Here is a 26,691-nt window from a genome sequence, read left to right as displayed (position 1 = left end):
AAAGATTTAGTGCTTCCTGACAAATTCACTGATGCACTATTGACAACTCCTTGAAATTGTTCTGGAATCTGTTTAAAACGGCTTAACTGAACTTGCTCAGTATTCACAAAAGCTTGCCAGCGGTTCTGTACAACCTGACCTCTAGCCCTAATTGTATTACCTGCCACATTAAACACAGCCGTGGGCAAAAGGATATTCTGCCCTTGTTGAGTAATTACAGCTGCGCCTATGGTGGGATAAGTCGCATTAGGCGCTTGCACTTGCGCCACAGCCCGCAAATTCCCCAACGCGCCAGAAATTCTAGTATTTACTGATACATTCCCAACTTTGATTGTGAAGGAAGAGTTGTTGGTTTTAGCGATCGCATCCCCTGGTAAATTTTGGGCTAGAACATTCAACAATACCCTACCTTGGGGAGCCAGCTGAACTTGACCTCTGCCAACAATTTGTCCGCCAGCTGGTGGTTGCACTTGTAGGCTAGAGATGTTGAGTGTTAAAGGTTGTTTGCCAAGCAAACCAGTAATTTGAGTATTGGCTGAGACATTGCCAACATTAATAGGTGGTGTTATGCCGTAACTCCGCGCCAGTATATCTCCTGATACACCTTCAGCTTGCACATTAAATTTTACCTGACCACCTAGAATTGCTTGACCACCACCTGTAATTATCCCACCGGCTGCGGGAACAAGTTTGAGATTAGAGACAGCAATTTGAGAAACCTTTTGAGATGCACTCAAGCGAAAGTCAGTATTAACAGCTTTGAATAGAACGCGGTCAACTTGAATAGGTTTGGTGTTGCTGACTGTACCGCTGAGAACTGGCTGTTGAAGAGAACCTTGGACTTTGACGTTAGCTTGAATTTCCCCAGTGGCGATAACTGGTGATTTAACGTTGAAAGTATCTAACAAGTTTTTTGCATTGACTGGTTTTACCTGCGCTGAGAGGTTAAAACCTGTTTTAGTATTAACTGTGCCATTAGCCAGAATGGGAACTTTGCCCAAGTTTGTGGTTAGATTATCTAATGCGATCGCCTGACCTTGAAATACTAATCTACCGTTAGCATTAACAAATTTTTGGGGAATATTTTGAATTTGCGCCGTCACCTGACGCGGAATAGCTGTCCCGGTAATTGCTATATCGGAAACATCTGCGGGAATCTGCACACCCAAGTCAGCACTTACCCTTCCTGCTTGCAAAACAATGGGTAACTGAATTAATCGACTAACATCTGATGCTTGTAAATCTTGCGCCACAACCTGAAGGTTAGTTTGTTGTGTTTTTGGTTGTGTATCACCAGTAATTTTAACTGCACCACCTCTAGTTAGTTGACCATTGATTTCAAAACTAATCTGTGTATTATCTGGTGAAAATCGCGCTACCCCACCAAATTGATTGATAACTACAGAACCTTTTGGTTTAGTTGGTGCAGAAGCTGGTAATAATTCTACATTGCCATCAACAATCTCAAGTGTTTGTAACTGTGTTTGAATAATACCTTGCCCTTCTTGAGACTTCACCGCCGCCGTTACCCAACGACCTTCCTGATCTTGTTGGATAAAAACACGGGGTTGCACCACTGTGACATTTAAAGGTAGTGTGCGACTGAAAATGACTGGTAACAGAGAAAAGCGCACATCAACGGCTTTGGCTGTCAGTTGGTCAGAATCAGTAGGCGTTGCTGGTATCGATAAATAACTAAATCTCAGACTCGAAAGTGAAAAGGCTTCAACATGACCTAATGTTATCGGTCGCCCCAGTAATTGTTCAAGATTTGTCTCTACTAACGGTGCTAATTCGTTATATACATAATTTCTTGCCCACCAAATTCCCGATGCAGTTCCAGCCAGCAGGATAATTCCAACTACCAGACTAGTACGTCTTAAAAGGAGAAGATGTAATAAACGACGGTTAGTTGGCTCCTGATCATTGCCTGAATTGGGAGAGCGCGTCATTTTCGTTACCAGCAACGCTATCGAGTAACAAAGTTATTATTACCCGAAAACAACATAGTTGTTTTTACTAACTTCTAAAAACTTTTTTTAGATAGATTAGTAATTCCGCCTGCTGATAGATGACATTTTACTTTATTGCTTAATTGGCTGTTTGTAATTTGTTAACCAATAACCCGCCACAGCTACTGCGATCGTTACTACACTAGCTAAAACATTGGGATAAATTGTAATTCCGGCTAACTCCGGCTCACGAATATTACCAAGAACCGGATCATTGAGAAAACCGTAAGAAGTCCCTGGCCAAAACCCTGCTGCAATTAACCCAATCCAAAATGCAGAACTGAGAAATGTAGCCAGCGCCATCGAAAAATTGTCAGTTACGGGACGAACTTTTAATATTGCCAAAGCTGCACCGCCCAAAGATACAGCAGCAAAAAACGACATAGCACAATGCAATTTAGCATGAGGTAGCCACGCAGGGTTGTTCATGTGACCATTTGCTAACAAGATAGCATCAACGCCAATGGGAACAATGATTGTTGATAGCGCAGCTGCTCTGAGAAGCCATTTACCGAGTTCTTCTCGATTCATAAAAAATATCTCTTTTATTTTGTTTGTCTGTGAAGCCTTAACCGTCGTTACTTCAGGCTAAAATGACTTCTGCAAAAAAACAATAAGGCACCATTTGGTGCGTGAACAAGCATCATGCTCAACAATTTTCCCGAACCAGAAATATTTACACTCGACTGTCCAACTCAACAAATTCTTGATGTCATTGCAGATAAGTGGAGTGTAATCGTACTGTATTGTTTGGCTTACCGTTCGCGGCGATATGGCGAGATTCAACGTTGCATTCAAGGAATTTCCCAAAAGGTTCTAACTCAAACTTTGCGAAAACTGGAACGGCATGGACTAGTAGAGCGCACTATTCTATCACAGATGCCTTTGAGTGTGGAATACTCTCTGACATCTTTAGGAAAAACACTAATTGAGCCATTACAGTCACTAGCCAGTTGGACTAGAGAACACTTTTATGAAGTTGTTGCATCTCGCGATCTCTACGATCGCTAAAACTTATGTCAATGAAAAATCAAAGCTTATAAGTTGAGTTAACCATTTCTTCTTTAACTTACCGATATCCCTGCCAAGGAGTCACTTCGAGTTTGCCATTGGGATTGAACACTACTTGGAAGTGAGCCAGGGGTTCTTGATTATTCGGTGCTGCACCATTAGAACCATAAACAGATTGAAACATATTTGGTAGTGGAGTTTCCCGAAAATAATCGAAAGCAACCTGATTTAGTGGTTCATAATCAGCAATAGTACCTTCTTTATTAACGGCGACTCGATAACGCAAATCTTTTGTGTAGGTGGGAGTACCTTTCCAATTTTGGCGAATTGTATTGTATAGCTTTTGGTTTAAAGTTTTAACTGTATTAACGTCTGTAATTTTACTGCCAATTACCTGTGGTGTACTAGCATAACCGCGCCAAGGACTAACTTCTAACACACCTTTGTTAGTAAAGACTACTTTAAATTGAGCTATTGGTTCATTAGTAATTGCCGAACGTTTAGCAGGATTGTAAAGTACTTTGGGTAGTGGGGTTAACTCTATGCCGTCATTTGACCCTTGATTGACCGCCTTATAACCAACGATCGCACCATCACCAGCCACACCTACACGATAAACTAAATCATCTTTGATTGCCGAACGGTTACTCCACGCGGGATCAAGTTGATTCCATACCTGACGATTCAAAGCGCGTAGTTGAGATGGGTCGGTGATTTCGGAAACTGTATTTAACAGTGCTTCTAAATCTTTTGTCGGCGGTGTTGCTGCTGTAGGTACTGGAGTCGGGTTGATAGTAGCAGCTATGGGTGTTGCACTAGCTAAGGGAGAGTTCGCCGCTGAGGGTGTTGTGCTGGGAGTCGCCGTAGTAATAGGTGTTGGCGTGGCGCTACTCTGAGTTTCTGGTTGTGGTTCTGGTGTGCGAATTTGGGGAGGTGGAATCAAACTAAAAGCAACCGCAGCGACAGCTACACTCGCAACTCCAATACTGGCTGGTACTGCTTGCTTGAGGAGAATTTCATTAGCACCACCATAACGTCGGGTAACTGGTTGTAACTCTAATGATAATTCTGCTAAGGTTTGGGTATCAGCAAAAAACTGGTCTACAGCTTCTACCAAATCAAATAACTGCACCGTATTCATGTCAATTTGAATCGGTGATTTAGCCTGGTTAGCATTCGACTCCAAACCTTCTGTCGTGCTTTCAGCATGAATAATCAGTCTATGACGGTTATGGTCAATTTTTTGTAGTTCTACTAATTCCGAATCTTGGTTATGAGCTTGAGGATTCGGCACATTACTTAAAAATTCTTGGGCGTAGCCACTCACCGCCCTGACCAAACTTTCAAAAAATTCTCGGCCTCCCACCAGAGGCTGCTTATAACCAGATATATAGCATTCTACATTTACCAATATTGATAATTCTGGGCGTAGCTCTTGTAAATGTGCCGCCCTGGAAGCATCACTTAAACCCTCTAAAAGCAACGTACAGTTAGGTAAACTGTACTTCCGTTGAATGTTCATTCCACTTCCCCGTCAAAAAGACTAATCCAGAACCGCTGCATTCCGGCCGTACCAGTACAAAATAGTAGTTTTTCTAGCAAATTAATAGCTAACTCATCTAATTTTTCATCAGAAGTTAAGGCCAGTACACCAGAACGTCGGGCATTCATTCTACTTTTAAAATGCGCTCGAAAGCGTTCTAAGTAGTTAGATAAACGCAAATTTTGTTCTAGAGGTATCTGCTTGTCATTCATTTGCTGATATATCATGAGCATCTGGCGGATGACAACTGTTAACCGCCGCGCAATGTAGCAAGCAATAACTACTAAAGCCTTGGCTTCCATAATAGTTAGGGGTCGGCGGATATTCGCTCGGCGCATAGGGCTAGAGCTACGCATCCGCCATAAATTGACCCGATTTTTAATAATCTCTTTTAAATCTAGTTCTTCAGCAAAAGACAAAATTGCTTCGGAACCACCTAGTTCTAAAGCTTCAATGGCCAATAAGATGAGGTCGATTTGCACCCTGGTTCTGGGCGGACATCCTTGTCCTGCGATTGCCGGATCTGGTAAGGTATCCAGAATCATTGGCGTTGATGCAGGTGCGGGACTGTTGAACGGCGTTAAGCTCGCGGAGACATTCATTCGATAAATTACCTTGTGCGCTTCCAACAGACTAGATACAACTAGTACAACTAAATTTAAGATAAGTAGCCAAAAAATAACATTAAACTTGTGGCAGTAGCCATAATACTTGACGTATACATGACTTAACTTGTTCTACGACAAAGTTTGCGTATACTTAAATTTCAGTTTTTCCAGCATCAGTTCACCTTCTTTTATTAAGTACCAGTCCATATTTAAGCTTGGTGTAGATTCTCACTATCGTCAATGGATGATGATACTAGAGCCTCAAATCCAGCGTATGACATTATAGTGTACGATTTTTCCAGTCTGACCTACTCCTTCACTGTTTATGGATTTAAAATCTCTAGTTCGTGACATCCCAGATTTTCCCAAGCCTGGCATTTTATTTCGAGATATTACTACTCTACTGCGCGATCGCGAAGGACTGCGATACACTATTGACTTTTTTGCCGAAAAATGCAACGAAGCTGAATTCCAAGCCGATTATATTATCGGGATGGAGTCGCGGGGATTTATTTTTGGCACTCCTCTAGCCTATAAATTAGGCGCGGGGTTCATTCCTGTGCGGAAAAAAGGTAAGTTACCCGCAGCAGTTCACTCAATTGAATATCAATTAGAGTATGGGACTGACTGCTTGGAAATGCACCAAGACGCTTTGCACCCAGGGAGCCGAGTTTTAATTGTCGATGATTTGATTGCTACAGGTGGTACAGCAAGTGCTACAGCCAAGTTAGTCCAACAGCTTGACTGTGAACTAGTAGGTTTTGGGTTTATTATCGAGCTACGAGATTTACAAGGGCGGAAAAATCTGCCAGATGTGCCGATTATCTCGTTAATTGAATATTAGTCAATGGTCAAAAGTTCATAGTCCATAGTCAAAAATCTAGAGTTTTTGGTTATTAGACTAGTTAATCACCCACTGACCATTGACCATTGACCATTGACCATTGACTAAATACTATGACAGCTACAAAAATTTCTTTGGAGACAAGTCGAGATTGGCTAATTAGGCTAATCACGAGTGAAACTTTTATTTATGTGTTAAAGCGGATATTGCAAGCGTTGTTTACCTTATTATTGGCATCAGCGCTGTCGTTTTTCATCATCAAATTGTCTCCAGGGGATTATGTCGATACCCTCCGACAAAATCCGAAAATTTCGCCAGAACGCATTGAGGAAATTAGAAGACAGTTCGGTTTAGATAAGTCTTGGCCTGAGCAATATTTCTTATGGTTGTGGCGGATATTTACCAAAGGAGATTTTGGTACAAGTTTTGTTTACCAACGTTCTGTAGCTTCGCTGTTGTGGGAGAGAGTACCTGCAACTTTATTACTCGCGATCGCTTCTTTAATTGTGATATGGGCGATCGCGATTCCTTTGGGTATCATCGCAGCGGTGAAGCAAAATCGCGCTACAGACCGCATATTGCAGGTCATTAGCTACGCCGGACAAGGATTTCCCAGTTTTATCACCGCCCTATTTTTATTAATATTCGCTCAATTTACCTCTCCTTTATTCCCCGTCGGCAGTATGACCAGCATCGATCATGCTGATTTATCTTGGTTTGGTAAAATTATTGATATCGGCTGGCACATGATATTACCCACCGTTGCCTTAAGTATCACCAGTTTTGCAGGTTTACAACGCATTACCCGTGGGGAATTATTGGACGTACTACGTCAAGATTATATTCAAACTGCCCGCGCTAAAGGATTACCAGAAAATCGCGTCATTTACGTTCACGCCCTTCGTAATGCTATTAACCCCCTAATTACTTTGCTCGGTTTTGAATTAGCCAGTTTATTAGGTGGTGCATTCATCGCCGAACAGTTCTTTAACTGGCCTGGTTTAGGAAGATTAACCTTACAAGCTGTTATCGCTAAAGACCAGTATCTAGTTATGGCGAGCCTTGTGATGAGTGCTGTGCTGTTGAATGTCGGTAACTTATTCGCAGATTTAATGTTAAAGGTCGCCGACCCGCGTATTCGTCTTGATGCTTAATTATTTACTGATAAGTCAAGAGTCCATAGTCCATAGTATTTACAATCAACTATTGACTCTTGACTATTGACATTGGACTTTTACAATATGTTTTCCGACATTTATTATCTAGTGCGTGTAAAAGCTGACGGTCGTTACTTAACAGCGCGTCCCAACGCTGAAGAATCAGGTTATATCTTGCTGTTTCGAGAAAACTTTGATGCTTTAAGCTATCTCAACACCCATGCAGCAGATGTGGCAAATCGCTTTGCTGTAGAATCTCTACCAGGAAGCCAACTTAGTAGCTTGCTGAAACGTTGGGGTTTTATTGGCGTAGCTATTGTTACTGACCCTTTAGTACCTAAAGTAGAGTTTTTACAGCATAGTTAAGTAGAGTCAATGTTCAATAGCTCAACTCTGCGTCACCTTCTGCGGGGGGTAGTTGGGGTTTTTTGAAATGAGGCTATCAGTAAACAAACAATACCAATACTGATAAATGAATCTGCAATATTAAATACAGCAAAATTAATTAAACGAAAATCTAGGAAATCTACTACATAACCTAAAACAAAGCGATCGATACCATTGCCCATCGCCCCACCCAAAATTAAACCATATCCTAACTGATCCCAACGACTTAGCATTGAGCCAAATATACCCAAGGCTATCAACCCTAAACTGACTCCCAACGATAACCAGCGTAACCACTCAACTTTTCCACTAAGTAAGCTAAAAGCGGCACCAGTGTTAGTCACATAAGTAAAGTGAAATACTCCTGGTATTAGTGGGAATGTTTCCCCCAATTTAAAGGTTTGCACTACCCAGTATTTGGTCAGTTGATCTAAGAAAAAAGAGATAAAAGCAGCAAGCCAAAACAGGCGATTTTGTAAAATCATGGTGTGTTAGTCAGTTGGTCAAAAGTCAAAAGTCAAAAGTCAGTCTAACTATTGACAATGGACTAATAACTAATAAAACATTAAATGACGTAATAAATAAGCTATTGAGGTAACAGCACAGACTACAGCTAATTGTCCTGGTACGGCAAACCAAGAGTATTTCAAGACTGCTTGGATTAAGGATAAATTTTCTGTACCTTGCCACTGAAGAAAGTAACTAATAGTCAAATAAGTAATACCGCAGAAGTGAATCGTTAACAAGCCACAAATACAGCTAAATGCCAAAGATTCTAGTTTTGGTCTGGCTTGAAAAGCCAAAAATCCACAAATCCATGCTCCAGGAACAAAGCCTAACAAATAGCCAAACTGAGAAAGCCTTACATAACCAAGACCTCCACCTTCGGAGAATACCGGAAGTAAGGTTAAACCCATAACCAAGTAGGCAATTTGCGAGAGCGCACCAGCATTTTGACCTCCCAAACAACCTACAAGTAGCACCGCCCCAATTTGGAAGGTGACACCTAAAGAAAAGGTTTGAATTCCATGTTGAGTCCAACTCCAAGGCAAGGTGATACTATATGCTTCCAGAAATGTGCCACCCATTGTCAGGAGTAAGCCAATCATAGACCATAATAATTGAACAGTTCCCACAATATCTGTACTTTCAGCTGTTAATCTCTTTAATATGCTTGATATATGCTCAAAAATGTAATTTTTAGATTTTAATTAGACTTAATCAGATTCAGATCCCCGACTTCTTGAAGAAATCGGGGATCTTGTTGTTCATGACTAATTTAGGGCTATTGGGTACTGAGAAAAATTTCCCCATTGTCCCCTACTTTTTGCCCACTTTTACTACTTCAAAGCAACTTTGACGCTGGCCACGGAAACTTCTTGAGTTGCTGGCTCAATGGTCACTTGAGTAGTTGCGGCTGATGCTTTCCACCACAAGGTAATAGCAGGAGTCACTCCTAATAATAAACCGAGTAATACAGGAATGGAGAATCCGGCAGCCAAGCTCATAACTGTTGCAAAAGCAAAGTTACTTAAATAGACTACTAAAGGTAAATTAAGTTGCGATCGCTCAAATTTAATTGGCTGGTTTTTCCACAATAAAGCTGCTACTGTCATGAAGACTGCGCCAGTACCTAACCAACCAGCAAAGTTTTGATAAGGCATTCCAAAGAAAGCACCTGGTTGCTGCCAATACCAAAAGGGTAAGGTAGTTTGACTCATGGCTGGGTCAAGTACAAAATCCCAAGAGGTCAGCAGCAAAGAACCCAAGCCAATCGCGCCAATATGTCGCCACAAGCTCGGTTTTGTATCTACTTCTAAACCTGCACGGGCTAATAAGTAAGATACACAGCCTAAATAAAACCAAGATAAGGGAATTGTAAACGGCACTAAACCAGCAATTTTATAACCCAAGCCACTTAAATAGTGGTAGTGACCAAAAGGAAAGCCTGTGCTAGTTCCTAAAAGTTCACTGGTTAAAGAAATTAATACAGCAGGCAGCAGAAATGCCACAGCACGACCCACACCTAATGTCCGCGAGGCATACAACAATACGGCTGCTGCACCCAAAATCATATAAACTACACCGCCACCAGCCATACTCCACTGCATAGCAGTTTGTCCAAATTCAGACAAGTTCAAAATGAGTTCGGCATTGGGTACAACCAATAATATCCCTACTAACCCAAACACCATTGACACAATATGACCGATGAGGCTTACGCGCTCAGCGACAACAAGTTGTTTCATGACAATTCCTTAATCCAGATGTGATACTTTGCTACTCTGCTGCTAACAGTTTACAAATGTTTACGAAAATATTTAACTAGTTTGTACCGTAATTGTTTGTAAATTTAGAGAATTGGCCTAACAGCCTATTGATTACGTCTTGTAAAAATAGGATGATAAACATATAGTCTAAGTCATTCTCGTCAAAATACATTCAACTAAAGTTTGCTTTCTTGTAGGGTGCGATCGCCTTTACTCCCACCAACATCAAGGCTCCTACAAGTCAGAGCAAGTACTTGGTAATTGAAAATTTATGCAAAAAATCACTTTACTTAATTCATGACGAAATCAACCCATGTCAATTTTCAAAAGACTTCCTTGGACATCCTTATTATTAGTACTGGTTAGTTATACTACCCTAGGCTGGGTGTTATCTGAATCACGTATGCCTTGGCCTCTCTGGATAGTAGTGGTACTTGGTGTATTGATTTTGTTAGCAAGTTTAGCTGTTCCCTTTTTAGCGATGGCTAATTATTCTAGTGTATTTTTTGAGTCAAGTACTAGAACTTTTTTAATTGCCGTATGCGGGGCATTTTTGTTTTTCCTAATGGTTGCTTGGTTTCGACTCTTTCTCGATACGTTATTAATTATTTCTGCGGCAATATTAGCAAAAATTGATTTTCATACAGCAGGATTTAAAGGCAGGTCGGCCTTCTTGATTACATCCTTATTTTCATTGACAGGTATAGCTTGCGGCGCAGTTCTCCACGAGGAATTATCAATACATACATCTATGTGGTAAGTAGAAGCGCAAGATTTAAAGCTCTAATAAATAGTAAAAATGAGGGTTGGTAACTTCCACCCTCATTTTTTTACCGAAAAATCTGGGTAATCAATCAAATTCCCAGATTTTTAGCTGGCTACTGCTTCAGGCGCAGCCGCTGGATAAATGCTGACTTTTTTACGAGATTTACCTTTTCTCTCAAAGGTAACAATACCATCAACTAAGGCAAATAAGGTGTCATCGCTACCGATACCAACATTGTTACCAGGGTGGAATTTAGTACCGCGCTGACGTACAAGAATATTTCCTGCACGAACAACTTGACCACCAAAACGCTTCACACCTAGACGTTGAGCGTTAGAATCACGACCGTTACGTGTACTACCTGTTCCTTTCTTATGAGCCATAATTTCCTTTTATGCTTATTTTTCTATTATTCAGCAGTGGTTTCCGCAGGGGAACTCTCAGCTGCACTAGTTTCGGCTGTTGCAACTTCAGCAGCTGCAAATACCTCACCATTGAGAGTGATGGAATTAATTAACAGTCTGGTTATTTCTTGACGATGACCCCGTTTTTTGCGGGTTTTCTTCTTCGGCTTCATTTTGTATACCAGGACTTTGCGACCTCTAAGATGCCGCAATACCGTCCCTTCTACAGTTGCCCCTGCTACTAGAGGCTGACCGATGCTGAGTCCACCGTCATGGTGTACTAGTAGTACTGAATTTATTGTAACTTTTTCGTCTGGTTGAGCAGTCAGCAGTTCAATATCGTAAAAACGGCCTGGCTCAACTCTTAATTGTTTGCCACCAGTTTCAATAATTGCGTAGGTCATTAAATTGTCCTTAGAGTTGCCGTACAGGTAGCTAACTAAAATCTCTTGTAGAGAAGGCGATATACCTGAGCTTGATGAATCGCTGTGGTTAGCTTTTGTGATGTGTCTACCTGATCCGAGCAGGAATAAGACAGACAATCTGATATCTTATTTTATTAACCAGACTAAAGTCAATATTTAATTAGAAGTAAAACTATTGGGTAAATTTACAGATTATTTTTTTCAGATTTGCGTAATCTTTGCAAATTCGACTGAAGTTAATAATGACACAGAACAGCACCAAAGAATCTGAGCAGTAGATGTCACTGCTCAGATTTTTCCCTTATGTGGCTATTTTTGGCTTTATTTAAAGATTAAATCCAAACGCTGCTGACTGGCTTGTAGTGCCTCGACTGGCGAAAGTTTACCCAACAATACTGCTTCAACTGCCCGTCCAATACCATCAGAAATACGATTGTAACCAGGAAAAATTGGACGACTGCGACCATACTGGGCTTGTTCTAAAAAGACTTTTACTTGTGGTATTTTCTTGACAAATTCTTGATATTTGCTGCTTTGGCGAGATTTTACATTAATCGGTAAATAGCCAGTACCTAGAGCTAATTCTGTTTGAAAATCGGCACTCATGGCATATTCAGCAAATTTAAATGTTGCCTTTTGGCGTTCTGGTGTGGTTTTAAATAAGAACAGATTTTCACCGCCAATATTCGTAGCCGGTTTTTGGTTATTCGGCAGGGGAAAAACACCAAAATCAACGTTAGTATCTTGAAATTGTCCTAAATTCCAAGGGCCATTAATTTGCATTGCCACTTTTCCCGATAGCAAGGGGTCTGTTTCATATCCTCGTTCTGGACTAGATAACATTGTGGAACCATCTGTAATTAAGTTACGCCAAAATTGTAAGGCGGCGATCGCTCCTTGATTTTCGGTTAATCTCACACCTGCGGGATTTTGGGCATCGCCGCTCACTAGTTCCCCGCCACTACTCCACATAAATGGCAACCAAGAGAAAACAGTAAATTCTCCTTTACCCAAAGGCAGAGACATTCCATACTGATCTATCTGCCCATCATTGTTAAAATCACGGGTTAATTTTTTGGCAACTTGGCGAAATTCTTGCCAGTTTCGAGGAATTTCCATAATCCCTGCTGCTTTAAACAAACTCGGACGGTAAAAAATGCCGAGGTTATTTGTGGCAAAGGGAACTGACCATAATTGACCCTTATATTCCATCGCCGCATACAAAGTCGGGTCAATTTCGCTTTTAACTGGGGAGTCTGCCAGCATTTCATCTACAGAAATCAACGCTCCTAGTTCTACCAGTTGCCCAGCAATAGTTGGGTTGTACCATAATAAATCCGGGGGTGCATTGCCAACAACAGCTGCTAAAATTTTCGGAGTTTGCTGATCCTGTTGCCCAATGTATAAAGACTCTACCTGAATATCTGTATGGGTTTGGTTAAATTTATCTACCAGCTTTTGCAATACATCCCGATTTGGTGGTGGATTCACACCATGCCATAAAGTTATATGAGTTACCTTACCTGTTTCAACTCTAGAACGCAGATTTTGACATCCACTTAAAGCAACTATGCCCATCAGTAATAACAGGAGTAATTGCTTAAGATATTGTGGCAATTTCTTTTTTCTGCGCCTAAATGTGTGAATAGTAAACACAAATCGCGCCAAAACTCGCTGGAGAAGATGAATCATTAATCTAACAGGGAATAGCAACTTATGAAGAATGAAAGTTAAATTTCTATACTTCACACTTCATACTTCATACTTCACTTGTATATCCTAATCTTTGGAGAGAACATAAATAGTTTCAAATTATGGCAGGTCATAGTAAATGGGCTAATATTAAGCGCCAAAAGGCTGTAGTGGATGCCAAAAGAGGAAAGACTTTCACTCAGTTATCGCGGGCAATTATTTTGGCGGCGAGAAATGGTGTACCAGACCCAAGCGGGAATTTTCAACTACGCACAGCAATTGAAAAAGCAAAGGCGGCGGGTATCCCCAATGACAATATTGAAAGAGCGATCGCTAAAGGTGCAGGTACATTTAGCGGCGATAATCATAGTCTAGAAGAAATTCGCTACGAAGGTTATGGCCCTTGTGGTGTCGCAATTTTAATTGAAGCCCTCACTGATAATCGCAATCGCACGGCGGCTGATTTACGGGTGGCTTTTAGTAAAAACGGTGGAAATCTGGGTGAGACTGGTTGCGTTAGCTGGATGTTTGACCAAAAGGGTGTGTGTATTGTGCAAGGTGTGGTTGATGAAGACCAGCTTTTAGAAGCATCTTTAGAAGGTGGCGCTGAGTCTTATGAAATGACGGAAGAGGAGACGGCCGAGGTCGTGACGGAGGTTGCTAATTTAGAAATTCTCAACCAAACCCTCAAAGATAAGGGTTTTCAAGTCACTGATGCCGAATTGCGCTGGATTCCCAGTAATAATGTAGAAGTGACAGACTCAGACCAGGCGCGATCGCTGCTAAAGTTAATCGATACTCTAGAAAGCTTAGATGATGTGCAGAATGTCACATCTAATTTTGATATGTCAGAACAGTTATTGTCTGTGAGTGTTGTTTAAGCACATAGCTGTAGTCACATAGATTCAGACATTCTAAAAAAGTGAATGCCAGAAACAGTAATGTTTTTAACTTCTGTTTCCAGCTTTCTGCTATGTATACAAATTTAACCGAACCCAAATAGTCATGAGACTGACTTAATATTTTGTCTCAACAGTTGGTTCTTGATATTTGACTCCTCGTTTACTATGACGAGACTGAGCAACAATAGAATAAACTGTGTAGCGCAATCGATTAATCGCACCGACAGGACGATGTACTGCTAAACCATTCCCTGGAGAAAAACTGAGATTTTCCCCAAAGTCACTTTCTAAGGGAGAATCAACTTTTTGATGCTTCACCGTCAGACGACCAATTGTCAAGAAAGGTGATTCTGCTTCATTCCAAGGAATAGTGGAATCATCAACCGACATCTCTGGTTTAGTTTGAAATTGGATTTGAAAGTCCCAAGTGTATTCAGCATCAGGCTTGGCTAAAGCCTGAATAATATCTTCTCGATAGTAGTTATCCTCTGCACTTGAAGCTTTGACACGCTGAAGTTCAGTTTCTGCTCTGGACTCTAGAGGAAGTGGTTGATAGGGTTGTTGACTAGAAACTGGAGTAAACCCATATTTAATTACAGCTGGATATTCCACCGGAACTCGACCTGGTTGGGATGGGTCAAAATCAGATTTGAGTCCCACTGCATAGGCCGAAGCACTCCAATAGCGTTCTGTGAGTAAACTTTTAGGAAAACGTTTGAAACTAGTTTGTAAAAGATTCGATTCGTAGGGATGTAACTTGAGCCATAACAGCACCAACAACCTAAATAGCGGAAATAAACCTGCTCGATAAATCGCCAAAAAAAAGCCGTAGAAGTCTTTAATGGTTCTGACAAAAAAGAGTTCTGTATTGTGGACAATAATATCGTGGGTTTTCAACTCATGGCTTTGTGGCAATCTTTCTCCTTCTACCCCAAGAATTTTCACCGCCATAGAACGTGTATCACCTTCATAATCATTTTTGACGGAGAATGCACCACTAGCAAATCTTAACCAAACAGGATATTGTTTTGCTTTGGCAAATAAACCTTGTTTCAGGGAAATTCCTTGAATTTGAGCTTCAGTTAAGGAAGTGCGTTGACGTAACTCTTGTTTAATTGCGGCTTCATCAAAGTCGAAAATTTCTAAAGTACCTTGAACAGCAGCGTGAGTTTTAGAGTGAGTATCTCGCTTAGCAATTTTTTGCTTCTCACCTCCATAAAGATTATCCATGTTCTTTCTGACTAGCTCACTCATGAGAGCGCAATATTTTGCTTCGTCTTGTTCTGGATATTCTGTAAATAGGTTCATTGTTCAACAGATAGATAGAATAATTGTGGTGAGATATTTTTTAACCTTTATATCCCCAATTCTTTGAGAAGTTGGGGATATTTTGTCCTGATCAATCAAACTAAAATCAGCTATTCCTTGTGTAAATCAAAAGTAACTTTGTACTTTTTGCCTGATGACGGAACGTTGCGATTAACTAAATCTGAGACGGTATTTGTAGTTTGATATATTTCCCAACCTATAGGCGAAAGAGTATCTTTATTGAAGATTTTAGGTGATAACAAAGGATTAGTTAGTGCCTGAGAAAAGGCATCAATCCCAATTAAACGTGCTACTAAAGGTGGGATGGTTGAATTTTGGCGCACATCTTCAGAGTAGAGTCCTACAAAGAACTCAATATTATCAACATGACCATAGAATTCTTTTAGTTTCTGTTGAGTAAATTCATCACCAGTAATTTGATCAAAGCTGTTAACTCTGGGGAAACCACACAATTCTCGATAATCGTTGTAGCTGGCTAATTGCAGTTCCCGTCCCAGTCTGATTGAAGGTAATTCAGCTAATTCAACTAATATATCAGGCGTGTTAAATAAACCAATTCTTGTTCCTGGTTGAGAACAAGTTTCTTCCATTAATGCTCCTAACCCTTGGTCAATTAATATTTTATTATTCCAGAGAGTTGTAGCAACATGAGTGGGTTTGCCGTTACAAGTAAATGTTTCAGGAATCGCACTATGCCAGCGATAAACAAAGTCAAATTCAATTGACATATGATTGGTACGATACCAACTTTCTTTTGTAAAAGCTTCAGGATCAGCAAATAGTTTAAAGTGATAAGGAGTGATGTGGTTAATGTACTCTTCCATAATTATTTTGAGAATAATTGCCATGAGAATATTTCTCGAAGTTTGGAAGAGGCGTTCATCATCCCAATCGGGATAATTACTGGCTAATACATCACATAAACGATTATGTTCCCGCAGACAGAGAGTATTGAGCATGACATAGCCAATTTGCACATTGGCGCGTTCTACCCCCATTGCAAACAGATATTGTTTTTTATCTGCTGGCTGTCTTTTTTCATCATTGACGGGTTCATAAAGACCGACAAATTGCGGGTCAACTATGCCCTGTGCTGGATCAGCATAATAAAATAGAGGATATTCTTCTTCTACACCATCTTGCCGTTTGAGTTTTTGAGTTTTAAATTTACCACCTTTAAAGCTGCGTAAAAGATGTGTTTGTTTTCTAGTTAAACCATAAACATTACACAAATCAATTTCATGATTGGATGTATTTTTTAATTTATTAGTGTGGTCGAGACGGAGGAAACTATCAGTAAACCACTGCACCCAATAGGGAAACAGCATTGTTGATTTGCTAGAGTAAATTGTTTTCCCGTCTCTTTTGCGGAATAAAATTGCTAGGTCTTCAACCTTTGGTAGATTATTTGGGTCGTTTAACTTGGGATTGGGTGGTAAATGTCTTCCGGTATAAGTGCGATCGTTGAGTGAGTCCCAGGAAGTATAAGTATCTGTTTTCTTCTCCTTATCTGTATCAGGAATATGCTTATCTAGTGTCATCATACTGTAGGGATTAGGACGAGTAGGAATTTTGTAGATGAGACTATTGAGCAATGCTTTGTTAACTTTACGTTTGATAGATTCATTGCTTTGAATTAATTGCCAAAGCCCTTTAAAGTTAGTTAAAACTAATGTTTGAATTTTGTTGTTTAAACCATCTCTAGATGTGTCTCTTTTACCAGCCATAATAATTACCTCTGTATTGATTAAACCTAGAATTTATTAGTGTTAGCGATCGCCAAAAAATTTCCTCATCTGGAATTAATCCAATAATTTGGAAATAATTGTTTTTAAATTTTTTGGTCTATAGTCCTTGCGACCTTTTAGGCGGTTGATTGCACTGTCATGAATATCTTCAATAGAATCCCCAACCTCACGCAGCTTGATTCCTGCTAATTTAAAAAATCCAGGATCGTTCTTAAACTCACATTCATAATTGGGGTTGATACCTGTGGGAATTACACTTGGATCAAAGTCCAGTCTTAATCCTAAATTACCGACAGAATCAATCATCCACTGCAAGGCTGCATCGGATAATCCGCTATGTTCTTCAGTTCCACCACCAACGCAACCATGCTCACCAGGAAACCACTTTTGAATTACTCGTTGATGTGTCGCTTCAGGATGGGGTTTCATGGGCGTTACATCAAAGATTTCTCGGATTTCGTCGATCGCCATTGCGTGGATCGCATTCTGAATATCTTTGTTTAAAGTAGTGTCATGGAATCTGTAGCGTTGATTAAGTTGGTCATGAAACTTTTTGAAGACAGCTAACCCAGGAATCCCCAGCGCTCCTACGGTGTCAAAACAACCAATCAAGGTGATGGGAACTCTTTCTCCGTATGTCTTGCGATAGTTTACTGCTTCCTTGTCTTTAGGCTTGACATTACGGTTACGATAAAGCTCGTAAGCTTCATGTGCTTTGGTGATATGTGGTCGGTCTAGCAAACCTGAACAATAGATCATTCCTGCTAGACTTCTGACTGTATAAGCACCACGACTAAAGCCAAATAAATAGATCTCATCACCAGGAACATAGTTGAGAACCAGAAATCGATAGCCATCTTCAATATTTCTATCGATTCCTAATCCGGTAGCTCCTCCCAAAACCTTTTGACTTTCAGTGCCAATGCCCTCATCATAAAAGACAATCTGGGGAACTTTATCTTGAGCAATTGGCTTTACAGATTGAGCCAGTTTCACCACATTGCTTGGGTAGGGATTAGCTAACTGTTGCCAAGTTCCATCACAACAAATAACCAGACGTTTCATTGTTCTGTTTTAAAGGTTTAGATTTTTTTGAGAAAGCAGAACAAAAAATGTCACAATTTGACTCATATTTATAGGTCAAATCAAGACTATTTTTTAGGCATGGTAATTATTTTTTTAGTATTTAAATTGCCATACGTTAGACTACAAACACTTAATTAATCCAGCAAGTATTTGTACAATAAGTTTACTTTCTGCTTATTTTTTGGGACAGTTAAGACATTTAAGACATTTCAGGCAATGAAAATAGTTAAAAAAGTTAATGAAATACTTCAGTCTGTTGATGGAATCGGAAAATTCGCTAATCAACTTGCTCTATCAGGGGCGATCGCGTAAGAATAATATTTAAGATGGCTTAATTTCTCTTAACAATGGCGCTAACCCAACTTACTCAAACTCTTTCCCCTCAGCAACCCTTAGCAGACAAGCGGGGATACGACTATGATTTGGTAATTGTCGGCGGTGGAATTGTTGGGTTAACCCTAGCCGCCGCTTTAAAAGACTCTGGCTTGAATATTCTGCTAATTGAAGCCAAGATAACATCAGCATCCGTGGCTAAAGGCCAAGCTTATGCAGTCCATTTGCTTTCGGCGCTGATTTACCAAGGTATTGGAGTTTGGGACAAAATCTTACCCCAAATTGCCAAATACCGCCATGTGCGGCTTTCGGATGCTGATTATCCTGATGTGGTGGAATTTGCAACTGCTGATCTGGCTAAAGACACACCAGAGTTAGGTTACGTTGCTGAACACCAAGCTTTGTTGCAGCCTTTGCAGGAATTTGTTCAGAAATGCCCTAATGTGAATTATCTGTGTCCGGCGGAAGTAGTTAATACGCAACATCAGCAGGATATAGTGGCAATCGATATCAAGATTTCTGAGCAGATATATACAGTCCGCAGTAAGTTATTAGTGGCGGCGGATGGATCGCGATCGCCTATTCGCCAAGCAGCAGGTATCAAAACTCATGGTTGGAAATATTGGCAATCTTGTATAGTTGCTTTTGTCAAACCGGAGAAACCCCACAACGATACAGCTTACGAAAGATTTTGGCCTAGCGGCCCGTTTGCAATTTTACCTTTACCGGGGAACCGTTGCCGCATTGTCTGGACAGCACCCCATGAAGAAGCAAAAGCCTTATGTGCTTTGGATGATCAGCAATTTTTGGCAGAATTAAGCCGCCGTTACGGTGATCAAATGGGCAAATTGGAATTATTAGGCGATCGCTTCGTCTTCCCAGTCCAACTCATGCAAAGCGATCGCTATGTTCTCCCCCGTTTAGCACTAATTGGTGATGCAGCCCACAACTGTCATCCCGTTGGTGGACAAGGTTTAAATCTCGGTATTCGCGATGCAGCAGCTCTAGCGCAAGTTATCCAAACAGCCTATGCTAAAGGCGAAGATATCGGCAAAATTCAAGTCCTCAAACGCTATGAACGCTGGCGGAAACTGGAAAACCTGACAATTTTAGGTTTCACCGATTTATTAGACCGGATGTTTTCTAACCAAATCTTACCCTTAGTGATGTTGCGTCGTTTGGGTTTATGGTTGATGCAGCGCGTTCCCCTATTAAAGGTATTTGCCTTAAAGTTAATGATTGGTTTAAAGGGGCGAACTCCGCAATTAGCACAACGGTTTTAAAAATTCAACACCAAATTTTGTAGGTGCGATCGCATCCACTCTACCAATTTATTGCTGAATGCGATCGCTCTATTGCCAAGATGAATAATTGTAGTTATACTAAATATTACGCACGCTAAGTAATTTTTATAATGGTTGTCAAACCTGATAATTCTACCGCATTAGAGTCGTGGCAGCAAGTTTTAGCACCTTACAATTTAGGTTATCGAATCAAGCTGCTTTCACAACTGCTTACCCGCAAGTTTACTGAAAAACTAGAGCCTTTTGGACTAACACCATTTCATTGGTTGGTATTGTGCTGTTTGTGGCAAGAAGATGGTTTACCCACATCCAGTATTGGCGAGAAGTTGCAACAGGTAGGTGGAACGTTAACAGGCGTACTAGACCGAATGGAAGAACGCGGCTTAGTTCGTCGAGAACGAGATGTGCATGATCGCCGCATTTGGCGCATCTGGTTAACTGATGCTGGTAAAGACTTAGAAAAAATATTACCTCCCCTAGCCGCAGAATTACGTGAAGATGCCATGCGTGGTATTTCTCCCGATGACCGTGAATTCTTTTCTCAACTGCTAAATAGAGCAATTGCTAACCTATCTTAAGGCTGGATGACAATCGCCCATTCGGGTGAAGCCATGTATAAATTTATTTGAGAAAATATTTAGCATACTAAATAAAAGACTAAGAGCAGCTTGTAACTAAATAGTACGTATTCTAATGATTGAGCAAGGAAGAGGGGAACTATGACGACAACTACTTTCAACGGACGCAACAAAGAGAAAACAGCTGTTGTCGAAACAGAAATGATTACGGATACCGAAACTTTAGAAACAGCGATCGCCACGCCAGAAGCACCAGAAACCGATGTACAGCCAGAGGTAGAGAAAAAAGACAAACCTCGTAGTAAAAAGCGATTGCCTTTCATTTTGGCTGGTTTGGGTGTAGGTGCGATCGCCGCAGGTACATTTGGTTATCACTATTGGCAGTTTGCTTCCACCCACGAAGAAACAGACAACGCTACGGTGACAGGACATGTTCACCAAGTTAGTAGCAAAATTCCGGGAACAGTTGCCCAAGTTTTAGTTAACGATAACCAAGAAGTGCAACCGGGACAGTTATTAGTTAAACTCGACCCCCGCGATTATCAAAGTAAAGTGCAGCAGGCCGCCGCCGCCTTAGAAAATGCCCGTAGCCAAGCCCAAGCCGCCGCCGCCAATATTGCCTTAAGTTCTGAAACCACTAGTGGAAAGACAACTCAAGCGCAAGGTGATGTTAGTAATGCAATAGCGGCAATTTCCACCGCCCAAGCAGCAGTACAAGAAGCCCAAGCTGGAATTCCCGCCGCCCAAGCAGCAGTACAAGAAGCCCAAGCCGGAATTCCCGCCGCCCAAGCCCAAGTAGCCCAAACCAACGCTAATTTGCAAAAAGCGGAAACAGATTATAACCGTTACAACAGCTTGTATAAAGAAGGGGCGATCGCGCGTCAACAGTTGGATGCAGCCAAAGCAGCTTATGATGTGGCTTTAGCGCAGAAAAATGCGGCTGTCCAAGGAGTTCAACAAGCCCAAGCTAGGTTAGCCTCAGCCAGAGTTGGAGTAGCCAAAGCCCAATCTCAACTAGCACAAGCCCAAGAAGGTGTCACCAGCGCCCAAGCCAAACTTGCAGCATCGAGAGGTGGGTTGCAACAAGCGACAGCTGGCGGTCAAGATACTAGTGTGAAACGGGGTCAATACGAAGCGGCTAAAGCAGCGATCGCCCAAGCCGAAGCATCATTAAAAGATGCCCAATTGCAGTTATCCTACACCAACATTACGGCTCCTAGTGGCGGACGAGTTGGTAAAAAAACCGTGGAAGTTGGGAATAGAATCCAAGCGGGATCACCATTAATGGCGATCGTTGATAACGAAAATTGGGTAGTAGCCAACTTCAAAGAAACTCAATTAGAAAGGATGAAAGCAGGACAACCAGTAGAAGTGAAACTGGATGCTTTTCCCCATCACACCTTTAGCGGAAGAGTTGACAGTGTTTCGCCAGCTTCCGGCGCGCAATTTGCCTTGTTACCGCCAGACAACGCTACAGGTAACTTTACCAAAGTTGTACAACGTATCCCCGTCAAAATAGTTTTAGACCAAAAGAGTATGCAAGGTTACGACTCACGGATTACACCAGGGATGTCTGCGGAAGTTACTGTTGAAGTGAAGTGAGGTAAAGTGTGAAATTAACTTGAGTTCGACGGATGTCAATAGTCATCAATTCTTAGCTATTGACCATTGACTAAGGACAAATGACCAATGACAAATGACCAATGACAATATTTAAACAGTTGCAAATACCTGCCTTCAGATCAAAAAACTATCGTTTGTTTTTTGCCGGACAAGGCATTTCTCTAATTGGCACATGGATGACTCAACTAGCTACTGTTTGGCTAGTGTATGACTTAACTAACTCACCATTAATGTTAGGAGTTGTGGGATTTGCTAGTCAAATTCCTAGCTTTTTTCTCGCTCCCTTGGGCGGCGTATTTGTAGATCGCTTTTCGCGGTATCGTACCTTGATTGGTACACAAATTATGGCGATGATCCAATCGTTAGCGTTAGCTACCTTAACACTAACAGGGGTGATTCAAATTTGGCATATTATTGCTTTGAGCTTATTACAAGGATTTATTAACGCCTTGGATGCACCAGCCAGACAAGCATTCGTACCCGAATTAGTAGAACGCAAAGATGATTTAGCCAATGCGATCGCCATCAACTCAACTATGATTAATGGGGCGCGACTAATTGGCCCCGCTGTGGGAGGATTACTGATTGCGCGAGTTGGTGTAGCTTACTGTTTTTTAATAGATGGTTTGAGTTATATTGCTGTGCTTGCAGGGTTACTGGCGATGACAGTTAAACCGTGGAAAATTCCGGTTAATTCAGGTAATCCTTTACAAAAAGTTAAAGAAGGTTTTGTCTATGCCTTTAACTTTCAACCCATTCGCGCAATTTTATTGCTATCAGCTTTGGTTAGTTTAATGGGGTTACAAAATACAATTCTTGTGCCAGTATTTGCCGAAACAATTCTCAAAGGTGGTGCGGAAACTTTAGGCTTTTTAATGGCTGCATCAGGGTTAGGAGCATTAGCAGGGGGAATATATCTCGCTACGCGCCAAACCATTTTAGGAATTGGGAAATTAATTGCGATCGCACCAGCAATATTAGGATGTGGTTTAATCGCCTTTGCATTATCTCGATTTTTACCATTATCGTTGTTCACAATGCTATTTGTTGGCTTAGGAACTATTTTACAGATTGCGGCGAGCAATACATTTTTGCAAACTATTGTTGAAGAAGATAAACGTGGCAGATTGATGAGCTTATACACAATGTCATTTTTAGGCATGATACCTATAGGCAATTTAATCGGAGGCGGAATTGCAGATATAATTGGCGCTCCTAATACATTAATAATTGATGGTATAGCTTGTATTATTGGTTCAATATTTTTTAGTAGACAACTTCCTGCTTTACGAAAAATGGTGATGCCTATTTATGAACAAAGAGGTATTGTAGCTAAGAAGTAGATTTATCAATCAGGCTTCAATTGCTAACTGTGTTGACGTTGAGAAGTTATTTCACGCAGAGGTGCAGAGAGACTTAAGAGAATATCTGTAGATATCCCTCTTCTGTAACCTCTAACTTACTATCAATGGTAAATTTTTAATATTATTCCAATTTTATTCGCACCTCAACCGGGAGCAATACTATGGCTAATGTTTCTGCTGTAGCACCAGAACGCATACCTCTAAGAACTTGGATTGGTGTATTAGCCAGTATGCTTGGTGCCTTTATGGCAGTTTTGGATATCCAAATTACTAACGCTTCATTGCAAGAAATTCAAGCATCTTTAGGCGCAACTTTAGAAGAAGGTTCTTGGATTTCTACTGCTTATCTGGTAGCAGAAATTGTCGTTATTCCCTTAACAGGATGGTTATCACGGGTTTTTTCTCTCAGGCTTTATTTACTAGTTAATACAGTATTATTCATCTTCTTCTCTATTTGCTGCGCTTGGGCTTGGGATTTAAATTCTATGATTCTTTTCCGTGCTTTGCAAGGCTTTACAGGCGGAGTTTTAATTCCTTCATCTTTAACAGTAGTTTTAACAACATTACCACCAGCCAAGCAATCAATTGGACTAGCTGCATTTGCAATTACAGCAGTTTTTGCACCATCAATCGGCCCGACATTAGGCGGTTGGTTAACAGAAAATTATAGTTGGGAATATAGCTTTTATATTAATGTATTTCCTGGAGCATTAATGCTGGCTGGTGTGTGGTATGGAATTAAGCAAGTCCAACCCCAAATACAGTTATTAAAACAGGGTGACTGGTGGGGAATTATTTCGATGGCTATTGGCTTAGGTTCCCTACAGGTGGTGTTAGAAGAAGGTAGCCGCAAAGATTGGTTTGGTTCACCATTGATTGTGCGCTTGAGTATTATTGCTGCAATTTTTCTGACTTTATTTTTCTTGATTGAATTAACTCGTAAGCAACCATTTATTAATTTGCGTCTTTTGCGTTATCGCAACTTTGCTTTAGCCAGTATTGTGAATGTCTCTCTGGGGATAGGATTATATGGCTCGATTTATATTTTGCCTTTATATCTCGCCCAAATTCAACAATATAATGCTTTGCAAATTGGTGAAGTGTTAATTTGGGCGGGTATTCCGCAATTATTTATTATTCCTTTTATTCCTAAACTTATGCAACGCATTGATGTGCGGTTTATGGTGGCGTTAGGAGTTACATTATTTGCGATTAGTGCATTTATGAATGCAGGTTTAACTAATCAAACAGGGTTAGATCAATTGCGGTGGTCACAACTGGTGCGGGCTATGGGACAACCATTAATTATGGTTCCCCTAACATCAATTGCAACTGCGGGGTTGAATCCTAAAGATGCAGGTTCAGCCAGTGGTTTATTTAATATGATGCGAAATATGGGTGGTTCTTTAGGAATTGCCATATTAGCAACTTTATTAACTAATAGAGAGCAATTTCACTCTAATAGATTAGGAGATGCTGTATCTTTATATAACCCAGAAACGCAACAACGAATTGACCAGATGACCCAATATTTTATCAGTCGCGGTGCAGATTTGAGTACTGCTCAAAATCAGGCGATCGCATCTATTTCTAATGTCGTCCGCCGCGAAGCATTTGTGATGGCTTTTAACGATTGTTTTTATTTTATTGGTCTAGCTTTATTAGTCAGCGGTATTGCTATTTTGTTCATTAAAAAAGTGAAAGCAACTGGCGGTGCAGTTGCCCATTAGAGTTATACAATCTATATGCTTGTTCAAGACACACTAGGGTCATCCGCAGTTCTGATTTGTTTTAACATTTGTTGAATTTGATAAACCTTATCATTTCTACTTTGGGTTTTAAAAATATTTAAAGCTTTTTCTAGAGAAGCAACGGCCTCATCTTTTTTATTAACTTGCCATAGTGCCTGTCCTAAATTGGTCATTGCTTCGCCATAATTAGAATTTATTTCTAAAGCTTTGCGATATTGACTAATAGCATCATCCCAGCGGTCTTGAGTTGCATAAACAACACCAAGCGCATTGTAAGCTAAGGCATATTTGGGCTTGAGGCGAATAGCTTCTTGATATGATGAAATAGCTGCTTCAGGCTGCTTTTGACGGAGGAGTACATTGCCTAGTTGAAAATGCCCAAAAGCATCTTCAGGATATTTTTTATTCAATCTACGTAAAACTTTTTCGGCACCTGTTAAATCTCCTTGATTATATAAAGCGTTGGCTTGTTGCACTAATTGCGATCGCTCTGAATTATTGTCGTCTTGCAACTGTGCTAGTTTAACTGGTTGTTTTTCAGTAATCTGTGCATTTCCTTGTAACGCCACTTTTGGGGGAAGTGCTAACACTAATGGTGATCCACCAATTGCAGCTATTAGAGTTAGGATCATGCTACTAATAGGTAGAATCTTCATTGCCTTCAACTCCTCAATAATGTCCTGATCCTTATCATAGATGGAAGTGTATGATCTAACGTTCCCTCAGAGATTAGCGATCGCTCTCCAAGTTTGGGAATACTGAGATTAAGAGTATACTTTGTAGTAAATATGGCAGAGAATCGCATCAGTGCCAACTTAACCGCCGCAGATAGAGATGCAGTTATGCAAGCAATCGCGACTATCAAAGAAAAATTACCATTTTTAATTGACTTGACCACTGAAGACCGTCGCACAATAGTCAAAATGGGCGATAAAAGCCGCGCCTTTGTCAGCAAAGCTTTAGAAGTCGCCACCCAAAACCCCAACTTTTTACCCCGTTGCTTTGATATCGAAGAAATGCGGCGGGACTTAGCACTGTATGAAGCGTTGTATCCCGTATTGTTGTCTTTAACGCAACTGCAAGAACTGGTGGATGATACTTGTATGGCATCTGGTAGTGAAGCATATACAGCAGCATTAGCAGTTTATAACTATGCCAAGGCTAGTGGTGATGTCGCTGGTTTAGATAGCGTCATTGATGAAATGGGACGCAGGTTTACCCGCCGTTCTAAGAAAAAGAAAACTGAAGTTGTGGCTGGGTAAAGTTTAGGATAGGCGATCGCACCAATAATTAGTATGGGGACACAAAAATTATGTGTCCCTATTTTGTATTTTTCTTAGAGGATGTTTGAAAAGTCCAAAATCATAATCAAACCCCTCTCCAAACCTCTCCCCTACAAGGAGAGAGGCTTCAAAAGCTCAATTTTTCGTCGGTAGTTAAGCATATTTAAGCCCCTCTCCGCGTCGGAGAGGGGTTGGGGTGAGGTCAAAAAAGACTTGTAGAACTCACGTTTTGAACCTCTGAAGCTGAAAGTTGAGCCTTTGAGGCTGAAAG

26 protein-coding genes are annotated in these 26,691 nt (G+C 40.7%); 12 read left to right on the top strand and 14 right to left on the bottom strand.

Annotated features, from left to right (window positions below; genetic code table 11):
- Both NCWK1_RS25260 and NCWK1_RS25255 read right to left on the bottom strand, forming a co-directional pair.
- Positions 1–1,952, bottom strand: a 1,952-nt coding sequence (locus NCWK1_RS25260) for an AsmA family protein (RefSeq protein ID WP_146034044.1), incomplete at its 3' end; no start/stop codon positions are given.
- A 132-nt stretch (positions 1,953–2,084) separates the two neighbouring features.
- The gene (locus NCWK1_RS25255; RefSeq protein ID WP_103126598.1) at positions 2,085–2,543 is read right to left on the bottom strand and encodes a hypothetical protein; all 459 of its coding nucleotides are present in this window, start codon (positions 2,541–2,543) and stop codon (positions 2,085–2,087) included.
- A 114-nt stretch (positions 2,544–2,657) separates the two neighbouring features.
- On the opposite strand from NCWK1_RS25255, the gene NCWK1_RS25250 reads away from it, so the two are divergent.
- Positions 2,658–3,023 (top strand): winged helix-turn-helix transcriptional regulator, encoded by a 366-nt coding sequence (locus NCWK1_RS25250; protein WP_096574928.1) that lies wholly within the window; start codon positions 2,658–2,660, stop codon positions 3,021–3,023.
- A gap of 58 nt (positions 3,024–3,081) precedes the next feature.
- Here NCWK1_RS25250 and NCWK1_RS25245 read toward each other — a convergent pair whose 3' ends face one another.
- Both NCWK1_RS25245 and NCWK1_RS25240 read right to left on the bottom strand, forming a co-directional pair.
- Entirely contained in the window at positions 3,082–4,545 is a 1,464-nt protein-coding gene (locus NCWK1_RS25245; RefSeq protein ID WP_103126597.1) for a DUF4335 domain-containing protein, read from the bottom strand.
- The gene (locus tag NCWK1_RS25240; protein WP_096574932.1) at positions 4,542–5,168 is read right to left on the bottom strand and encodes a DUF3038 domain-containing protein; all 627 of its coding nucleotides are present in this window, start codon (positions 5,166–5,168) and stop codon (positions 4,542–4,544) included. Before NCWK1_RS25240 ends, NCWK1_RS25245 begins: the two co-directional genes overlap by 4 nt.
- Positions 5,169–5,499: 331 nt before the next feature.
- Here NCWK1_RS25240 and NCWK1_RS25235 point away from each other — a divergent pair, with 331 nt between their 5' ends.
- The 3 genes from NCWK1_RS25235 (at position 5,500) to NCWK1_RS25225 (ending at position 7,541) form a co-directional block, all read left to right on the top strand.
- Positions 5,500–6,018 carry an adenine phosphoribosyltransferase gene (locus NCWK1_RS25235; RefSeq protein WP_096574934.1) on the top strand — a complete coding sequence of 173 codons (519 nt, stop codon included), beginning with the start codon at positions 5,500–5,502 and terminating at the stop codon, positions 6,016–6,018.
- Between the two features lie 113 nt (positions 6,019–6,131).
- Positions 6,132–7,172, top strand: a complete 1,041-nt coding sequence (locus tag NCWK1_RS25230; protein ID WP_103126596.1) for an ABC transporter permease — start codon at positions 6,132–6,134, stop codon at positions 7,170–7,172.
- 87 nt (positions 7,173–7,259) lie between these two features.
- Positions 7,260–7,541 (top strand): hypothetical protein, encoded by a 282-nt coding sequence (locus tag NCWK1_RS25225; protein ID WP_096574939.1) that lies wholly within the window; start codon positions 7,260–7,262, stop codon positions 7,539–7,541.
- Positions 7,542–7,573: 32 nt separating this feature from the next.
- Here NCWK1_RS25225 and lspA read toward each other — a convergent pair whose 3' ends face one another.
- The 3 genes from lspA to cruF form a co-directional block, all read right to left on the bottom strand.
- Positions 7,574–8,047, bottom strand: coding sequence for a signal peptidase II (lspA, locus tag NCWK1_RS25220; RefSeq protein ID WP_096574941.1), 474 nt, complete (start codon positions 8,045–8,047; stop codon positions 7,574–7,576).
- A 69-nt stretch (positions 8,048–8,116) separates the two neighbouring features.
- Positions 8,117–8,671 carry a biotin transporter BioY gene (locus NCWK1_RS25215; protein ID WP_103126603.1) on the bottom strand — a complete coding sequence of 185 codons (555 nt, stop codon included), beginning with the start codon at positions 8,669–8,671 and terminating at the stop codon, positions 8,117–8,119.
- A gap of 231 nt (positions 8,672–8,902) precedes the next feature.
- Entirely contained in the window at positions 8,903–9,811 is a 909-nt protein-coding gene (gene cruF, locus NCWK1_RS25210) for a gamma-carotene 1'-hydroxylase CruF (RefSeq protein ID WP_096574943.1), read from the bottom strand.
- Between the two features lie 334 nt (positions 9,812–10,145).
- Between cruF and NCWK1_RS25205 the strand changes: the two genes are divergently transcribed.
- The gene (locus NCWK1_RS25205; protein ID WP_096574945.1) at positions 10,146–10,592 is read left to right on the top strand and encodes a hypothetical protein; all 447 of its coding nucleotides are present in this window, start codon (positions 10,146–10,148) and stop codon (positions 10,590–10,592) included.
- A 110-nt stretch (positions 10,593–10,702) separates the two neighbouring features.
- Here NCWK1_RS25205 and rpmA read toward each other — a convergent pair whose 3' ends face one another.
- The 3 genes from rpmA to NCWK1_RS25190 form a co-directional block, all read right to left on the bottom strand.
- The gene (gene rpmA / locus NCWK1_RS25200; RefSeq protein WP_096574947.1) at positions 10,703–10,981 is read right to left on the bottom strand and encodes a 50S ribosomal protein L27; all 279 of its coding nucleotides are present in this window, start codon (positions 10,979–10,981) and stop codon (positions 10,703–10,705) included.
- A 26-nt stretch (positions 10,982–11,007) separates the two neighbouring features.
- Positions 11,008–11,406 (bottom strand): 50S ribosomal protein L21, encoded by a 399-nt coding sequence (gene rplU, locus NCWK1_RS25195; RefSeq protein WP_096574949.1) that lies wholly within the window; start codon positions 11,404–11,406, stop codon positions 11,008–11,010.
- A 342-nt stretch (positions 11,407–11,748) separates the two neighbouring features.
- Positions 11,749–13,005, bottom strand: a complete 1,257-nt coding sequence (locus NCWK1_RS25190) for an ABC transporter substrate-binding protein (RefSeq protein WP_422730891.1) — start codon at positions 13,003–13,005, stop codon at positions 11,749–11,751.
- A gap of 236 nt (positions 13,006–13,241) precedes the next feature.
- On the opposite strand from NCWK1_RS25190, the gene NCWK1_RS25185 reads away from it, so the two are divergent.
- Positions 13,242–14,000, top strand: coding sequence for a YebC/PmpR family DNA-binding transcriptional regulator (locus NCWK1_RS25185; RefSeq protein WP_096574951.1), 759 nt, complete (start codon positions 13,242–13,244; stop codon positions 13,998–14,000).
- Between the two features lie 135 nt (positions 14,001–14,135).
- Here the strand turns inward: NCWK1_RS25185 and NCWK1_RS25180 are convergent, their stop codons facing one another.
- From NCWK1_RS25180 to NCWK1_RS25170, 3 genes are all read right to left on the bottom strand, one after another.
- The gene (locus NCWK1_RS25180) at positions 14,136–15,329 is read right to left on the bottom strand and encodes a catalase family protein (RefSeq protein WP_103126595.1); all 1,194 of its coding nucleotides are present in this window, start codon (positions 15,327–15,329) and stop codon (positions 14,136–14,138) included.
- 110 nt (positions 15,330–15,439) lie between these two features.
- Positions 15,440–17,077 carry a peroxidase family protein gene (locus tag NCWK1_RS25175; RefSeq protein WP_103126594.1) on the bottom strand — a complete coding sequence of 546 codons (1,638 nt, stop codon included), beginning with the start codon at positions 17,075–17,077 and terminating at the stop codon, positions 15,440–15,442.
- Between the two features lie 75 nt (positions 17,078–17,152).
- Positions 17,153–18,163 carry a DUF2235 domain-containing protein gene (locus NCWK1_RS25170; protein WP_103126593.1) on the bottom strand — a complete coding sequence of 337 codons (1,011 nt, stop codon included), beginning with the start codon at positions 18,161–18,163 and terminating at the stop codon, positions 17,153–17,155.
- Positions 18,164–18,531: 368 nt separating this feature from the next.
- Between NCWK1_RS25170 and NCWK1_RS25165 the strand changes: the two genes are divergently transcribed.
- The 5 genes from NCWK1_RS25165 to NCWK1_RS25145 all read left to right on the top strand — a co-directional run bounded on the left by NCWK1_RS25165 (position 18,532) and on the right by NCWK1_RS25145 (position 25,116).
- Entirely contained in the window at positions 18,532–19,800 is a 1,269-nt protein-coding gene (locus NCWK1_RS25165; RefSeq protein WP_103126592.1) for an FAD-dependent hydroxylase, read from the top strand.
- A gap of 131 nt (positions 19,801–19,931) precedes the next feature.
- Positions 19,932–20,399, top strand: a complete 468-nt coding sequence (locus tag NCWK1_RS25160; protein WP_096574966.1) for a MarR family winged helix-turn-helix transcriptional regulator — start codon at positions 19,932–19,934, stop codon at positions 20,397–20,399.
- A 141-nt stretch (positions 20,400–20,540) separates the two neighbouring features.
- Positions 20,541–22,001, top strand: coding sequence for an HlyD family secretion protein (locus NCWK1_RS25155; RefSeq protein WP_103126591.1), 1,461 nt, complete (start codon positions 20,541–20,543; stop codon positions 21,999–22,001).
- Positions 22,002–22,102: 101 nt separating this feature from the next.
- Positions 22,103–23,365, top strand: a complete 1,263-nt coding sequence (locus NCWK1_RS25150) for an MFS transporter (RefSeq protein ID WP_103126590.1) — start codon at positions 22,103–22,105, stop codon at positions 23,363–23,365.
- 182 nt (positions 23,366–23,547) lie between these two features.
- Positions 23,548–25,116, top strand: coding sequence for a DHA2 family efflux MFS transporter permease subunit (locus NCWK1_RS25145; RefSeq protein ID WP_103126589.1), 1,569 nt, complete (start codon positions 23,548–23,550; stop codon positions 25,114–25,116).
- A gap of 23 nt (positions 25,117–25,139) precedes the next feature.
- Here NCWK1_RS25145 and NCWK1_RS25140 read toward each other — a convergent pair whose 3' ends face one another.
- Entirely contained in the window at positions 25,140–25,793 is a 654-nt protein-coding gene (locus tag NCWK1_RS25140) for a tetratricopeptide repeat protein (RefSeq protein WP_103126588.1), read from the bottom strand.
- Positions 25,794–25,925: 132 nt separating this feature from the next.
- On the opposite strand from NCWK1_RS25140, the gene NCWK1_RS25135 reads away from it, so the two are divergent.
- A complete protein-coding gene (locus NCWK1_RS25135) occupies positions 25,926–26,399 on the top strand; it encodes a hypothetical protein (protein WP_103126587.1) in 474 nt (157 codons plus the stop codon).
- Positions 26,400–26,691 lie beyond the last annotated feature (292 nt).

It is taken from the genome of Nostoc cycadae WK-1 (genome assembly GCF_002897135.1).
GTDB lineage: Bacteria > Cyanobacteriota > Cyanobacteriia > Cyanobacteriales > Nostocaceae > Nostoc_B.
Note: the sequence above shows the minus strand (reverse complement) of the source record. Positions and strands in the feature narration are given on the sequence as shown.

What these genes read in the sequence shown, in the direction of transcription:
- NCWK1_RS25255 (WP_103126598.1), bottom strand. Translation starts at nt 2,543, where the DNA reads ATGAATCGAGAAGAACTCGGTAAATGGCTTCTCAGAGCAGCTGCGCTA.
- NCWK1_RS25250 (WP_096574928.1), top strand. Translation starts at nt 2,658, where the DNA reads ATGCTCAACAATTTTCCCGAACCAGAAATATTTACACTCGACTGTCCA.
- NCWK1_RS25245 (WP_103126597.1), bottom strand. Translation starts at nt 4,545, where the DNA reads ATGAACATTCAACGGAAGTACAGTTTACCTAACTGTACGTTGCTTTTA.
- NCWK1_RS25240 (WP_096574932.1), bottom strand. Translation starts at nt 5,168, where the DNA reads ATGAATGTCTCCGCGAGCTTAACGCCGTTCAACAGTCCCGCACCTGCA.
- NCWK1_RS25235 (WP_096574934.1), top strand. Translation starts at nt 5,500, where the DNA reads ATGGATTTAAAATCTCTAGTTCGTGACATCCCAGATTTTCCCAAGCCT.
- NCWK1_RS25230 (WP_103126596.1), top strand. Translation starts at nt 6,132, where the DNA reads ATGACAGCTACAAAAATTTCTTTGGAGACAAGTCGAGATTGGCTAATT.
- NCWK1_RS25225 (WP_096574939.1), top strand. Translation starts at nt 7,260, where the DNA reads ATGTTTTCCGACATTTATTATCTAGTGCGTGTAAAAGCTGACGGTCGT.
- lspA (WP_096574941.1), bottom strand. Translation starts at nt 8,047, where the DNA reads ATGATTTTACAAAATCGCCTGTTTTGGCTTGCTGCTTTTATCTCTTTT.
- NCWK1_RS25215 (WP_103126603.1), bottom strand. Translation starts at nt 8,671, where the DNA reads ATGATTGGCTTACTCCTGACAATGGGTGGCACATTTCTGGAAGCATAT.
- cruF (WP_096574943.1), bottom strand. Translation starts at nt 9,811, where the DNA reads ATGAAACAACTTGTTGTCGCTGAGCGCGTAAGCCTCATCGGTCATATT.
- NCWK1_RS25205 (WP_096574945.1), top strand. Translation starts at nt 10,146, where the DNA reads ATGTCAATTTTCAAAAGACTTCCTTGGACATCCTTATTATTAGTACTG.
- rpmA (WP_096574947.1), bottom strand. Translation starts at nt 10,981, where the DNA reads ATGGCTCATAAGAAAGGAACAGGTAGTACACGTAACGGTCGTGATTCT.
- rplU (WP_096574949.1), bottom strand. Translation starts at nt 11,406, where the DNA reads ATGACCTACGCAATTATTGAAACTGGTGGCAAACAATTAAGAGTTGAG.
- NCWK1_RS25190 (WP_422730891.1), bottom strand. Translation starts at nt 13,005, where the DNA reads ATGGGCATAGTTGCTTTAAGTGGATGTCAAAATCTGCGTTCTAGAGTT.
- NCWK1_RS25185 (WP_096574951.1), top strand. Translation starts at nt 13,242, where the DNA reads ATGGCAGGTCATAGTAAATGGGCTAATATTAAGCGCCAAAAGGCTGTA.
- NCWK1_RS25180 (WP_103126595.1), bottom strand. Translation starts at nt 15,329, where the DNA reads ATGAACCTATTTACAGAATATCCAGAACAAGACGAAGCAAAATATTGC.
- NCWK1_RS25175 (WP_103126594.1), bottom strand. Translation starts at nt 17,077, where the DNA reads ATGGCTGGTAAAAGAGACACATCTAGAGATGGTTTAAACAACAAAATT.
- NCWK1_RS25170 (WP_103126593.1), bottom strand. Translation starts at nt 18,163, where the DNA reads ATGAAACGTCTGGTTATTTGTTGTGATGGAACTTGGCAACAGTTAGCT.
- NCWK1_RS25165 (WP_103126592.1), top strand. Translation starts at nt 18,532, where the DNA reads ATGGCGCTAACCCAACTTACTCAAACTCTTTCCCCTCAGCAACCCTTA.
- NCWK1_RS25160 (WP_096574966.1), top strand. Translation starts at nt 19,932, where the DNA reads ATGGTTGTCAAACCTGATAATTCTACCGCATTAGAGTCGTGGCAGCAA.
- NCWK1_RS25155 (WP_103126591.1), top strand. Translation starts at nt 20,541, where the DNA reads ATGACGACAACTACTTTCAACGGACGCAACAAAGAGAAAACAGCTGTT.
- NCWK1_RS25150 (WP_103126590.1), top strand. Translation starts at nt 22,103, where the DNA reads ATGACAATATTTAAACAGTTGCAAATACCTGCCTTCAGATCAAAAAAC.
- NCWK1_RS25145 (WP_103126589.1), top strand. Translation starts at nt 23,548, where the DNA reads ATGGCTAATGTTTCTGCTGTAGCACCAGAACGCATACCTCTAAGAACT.
- NCWK1_RS25140 (WP_103126588.1), bottom strand. Translation starts at nt 25,793, where the DNA reads ATGAAGATTCTACCTATTAGTAGCATGATCCTAACTCTAATAGCTGCA.
- NCWK1_RS25135 (WP_103126587.1), top strand. Translation starts at nt 25,926, where the DNA reads ATGGCAGAGAATCGCATCAGTGCCAACTTAACCGCCGCAGATAGAGAT.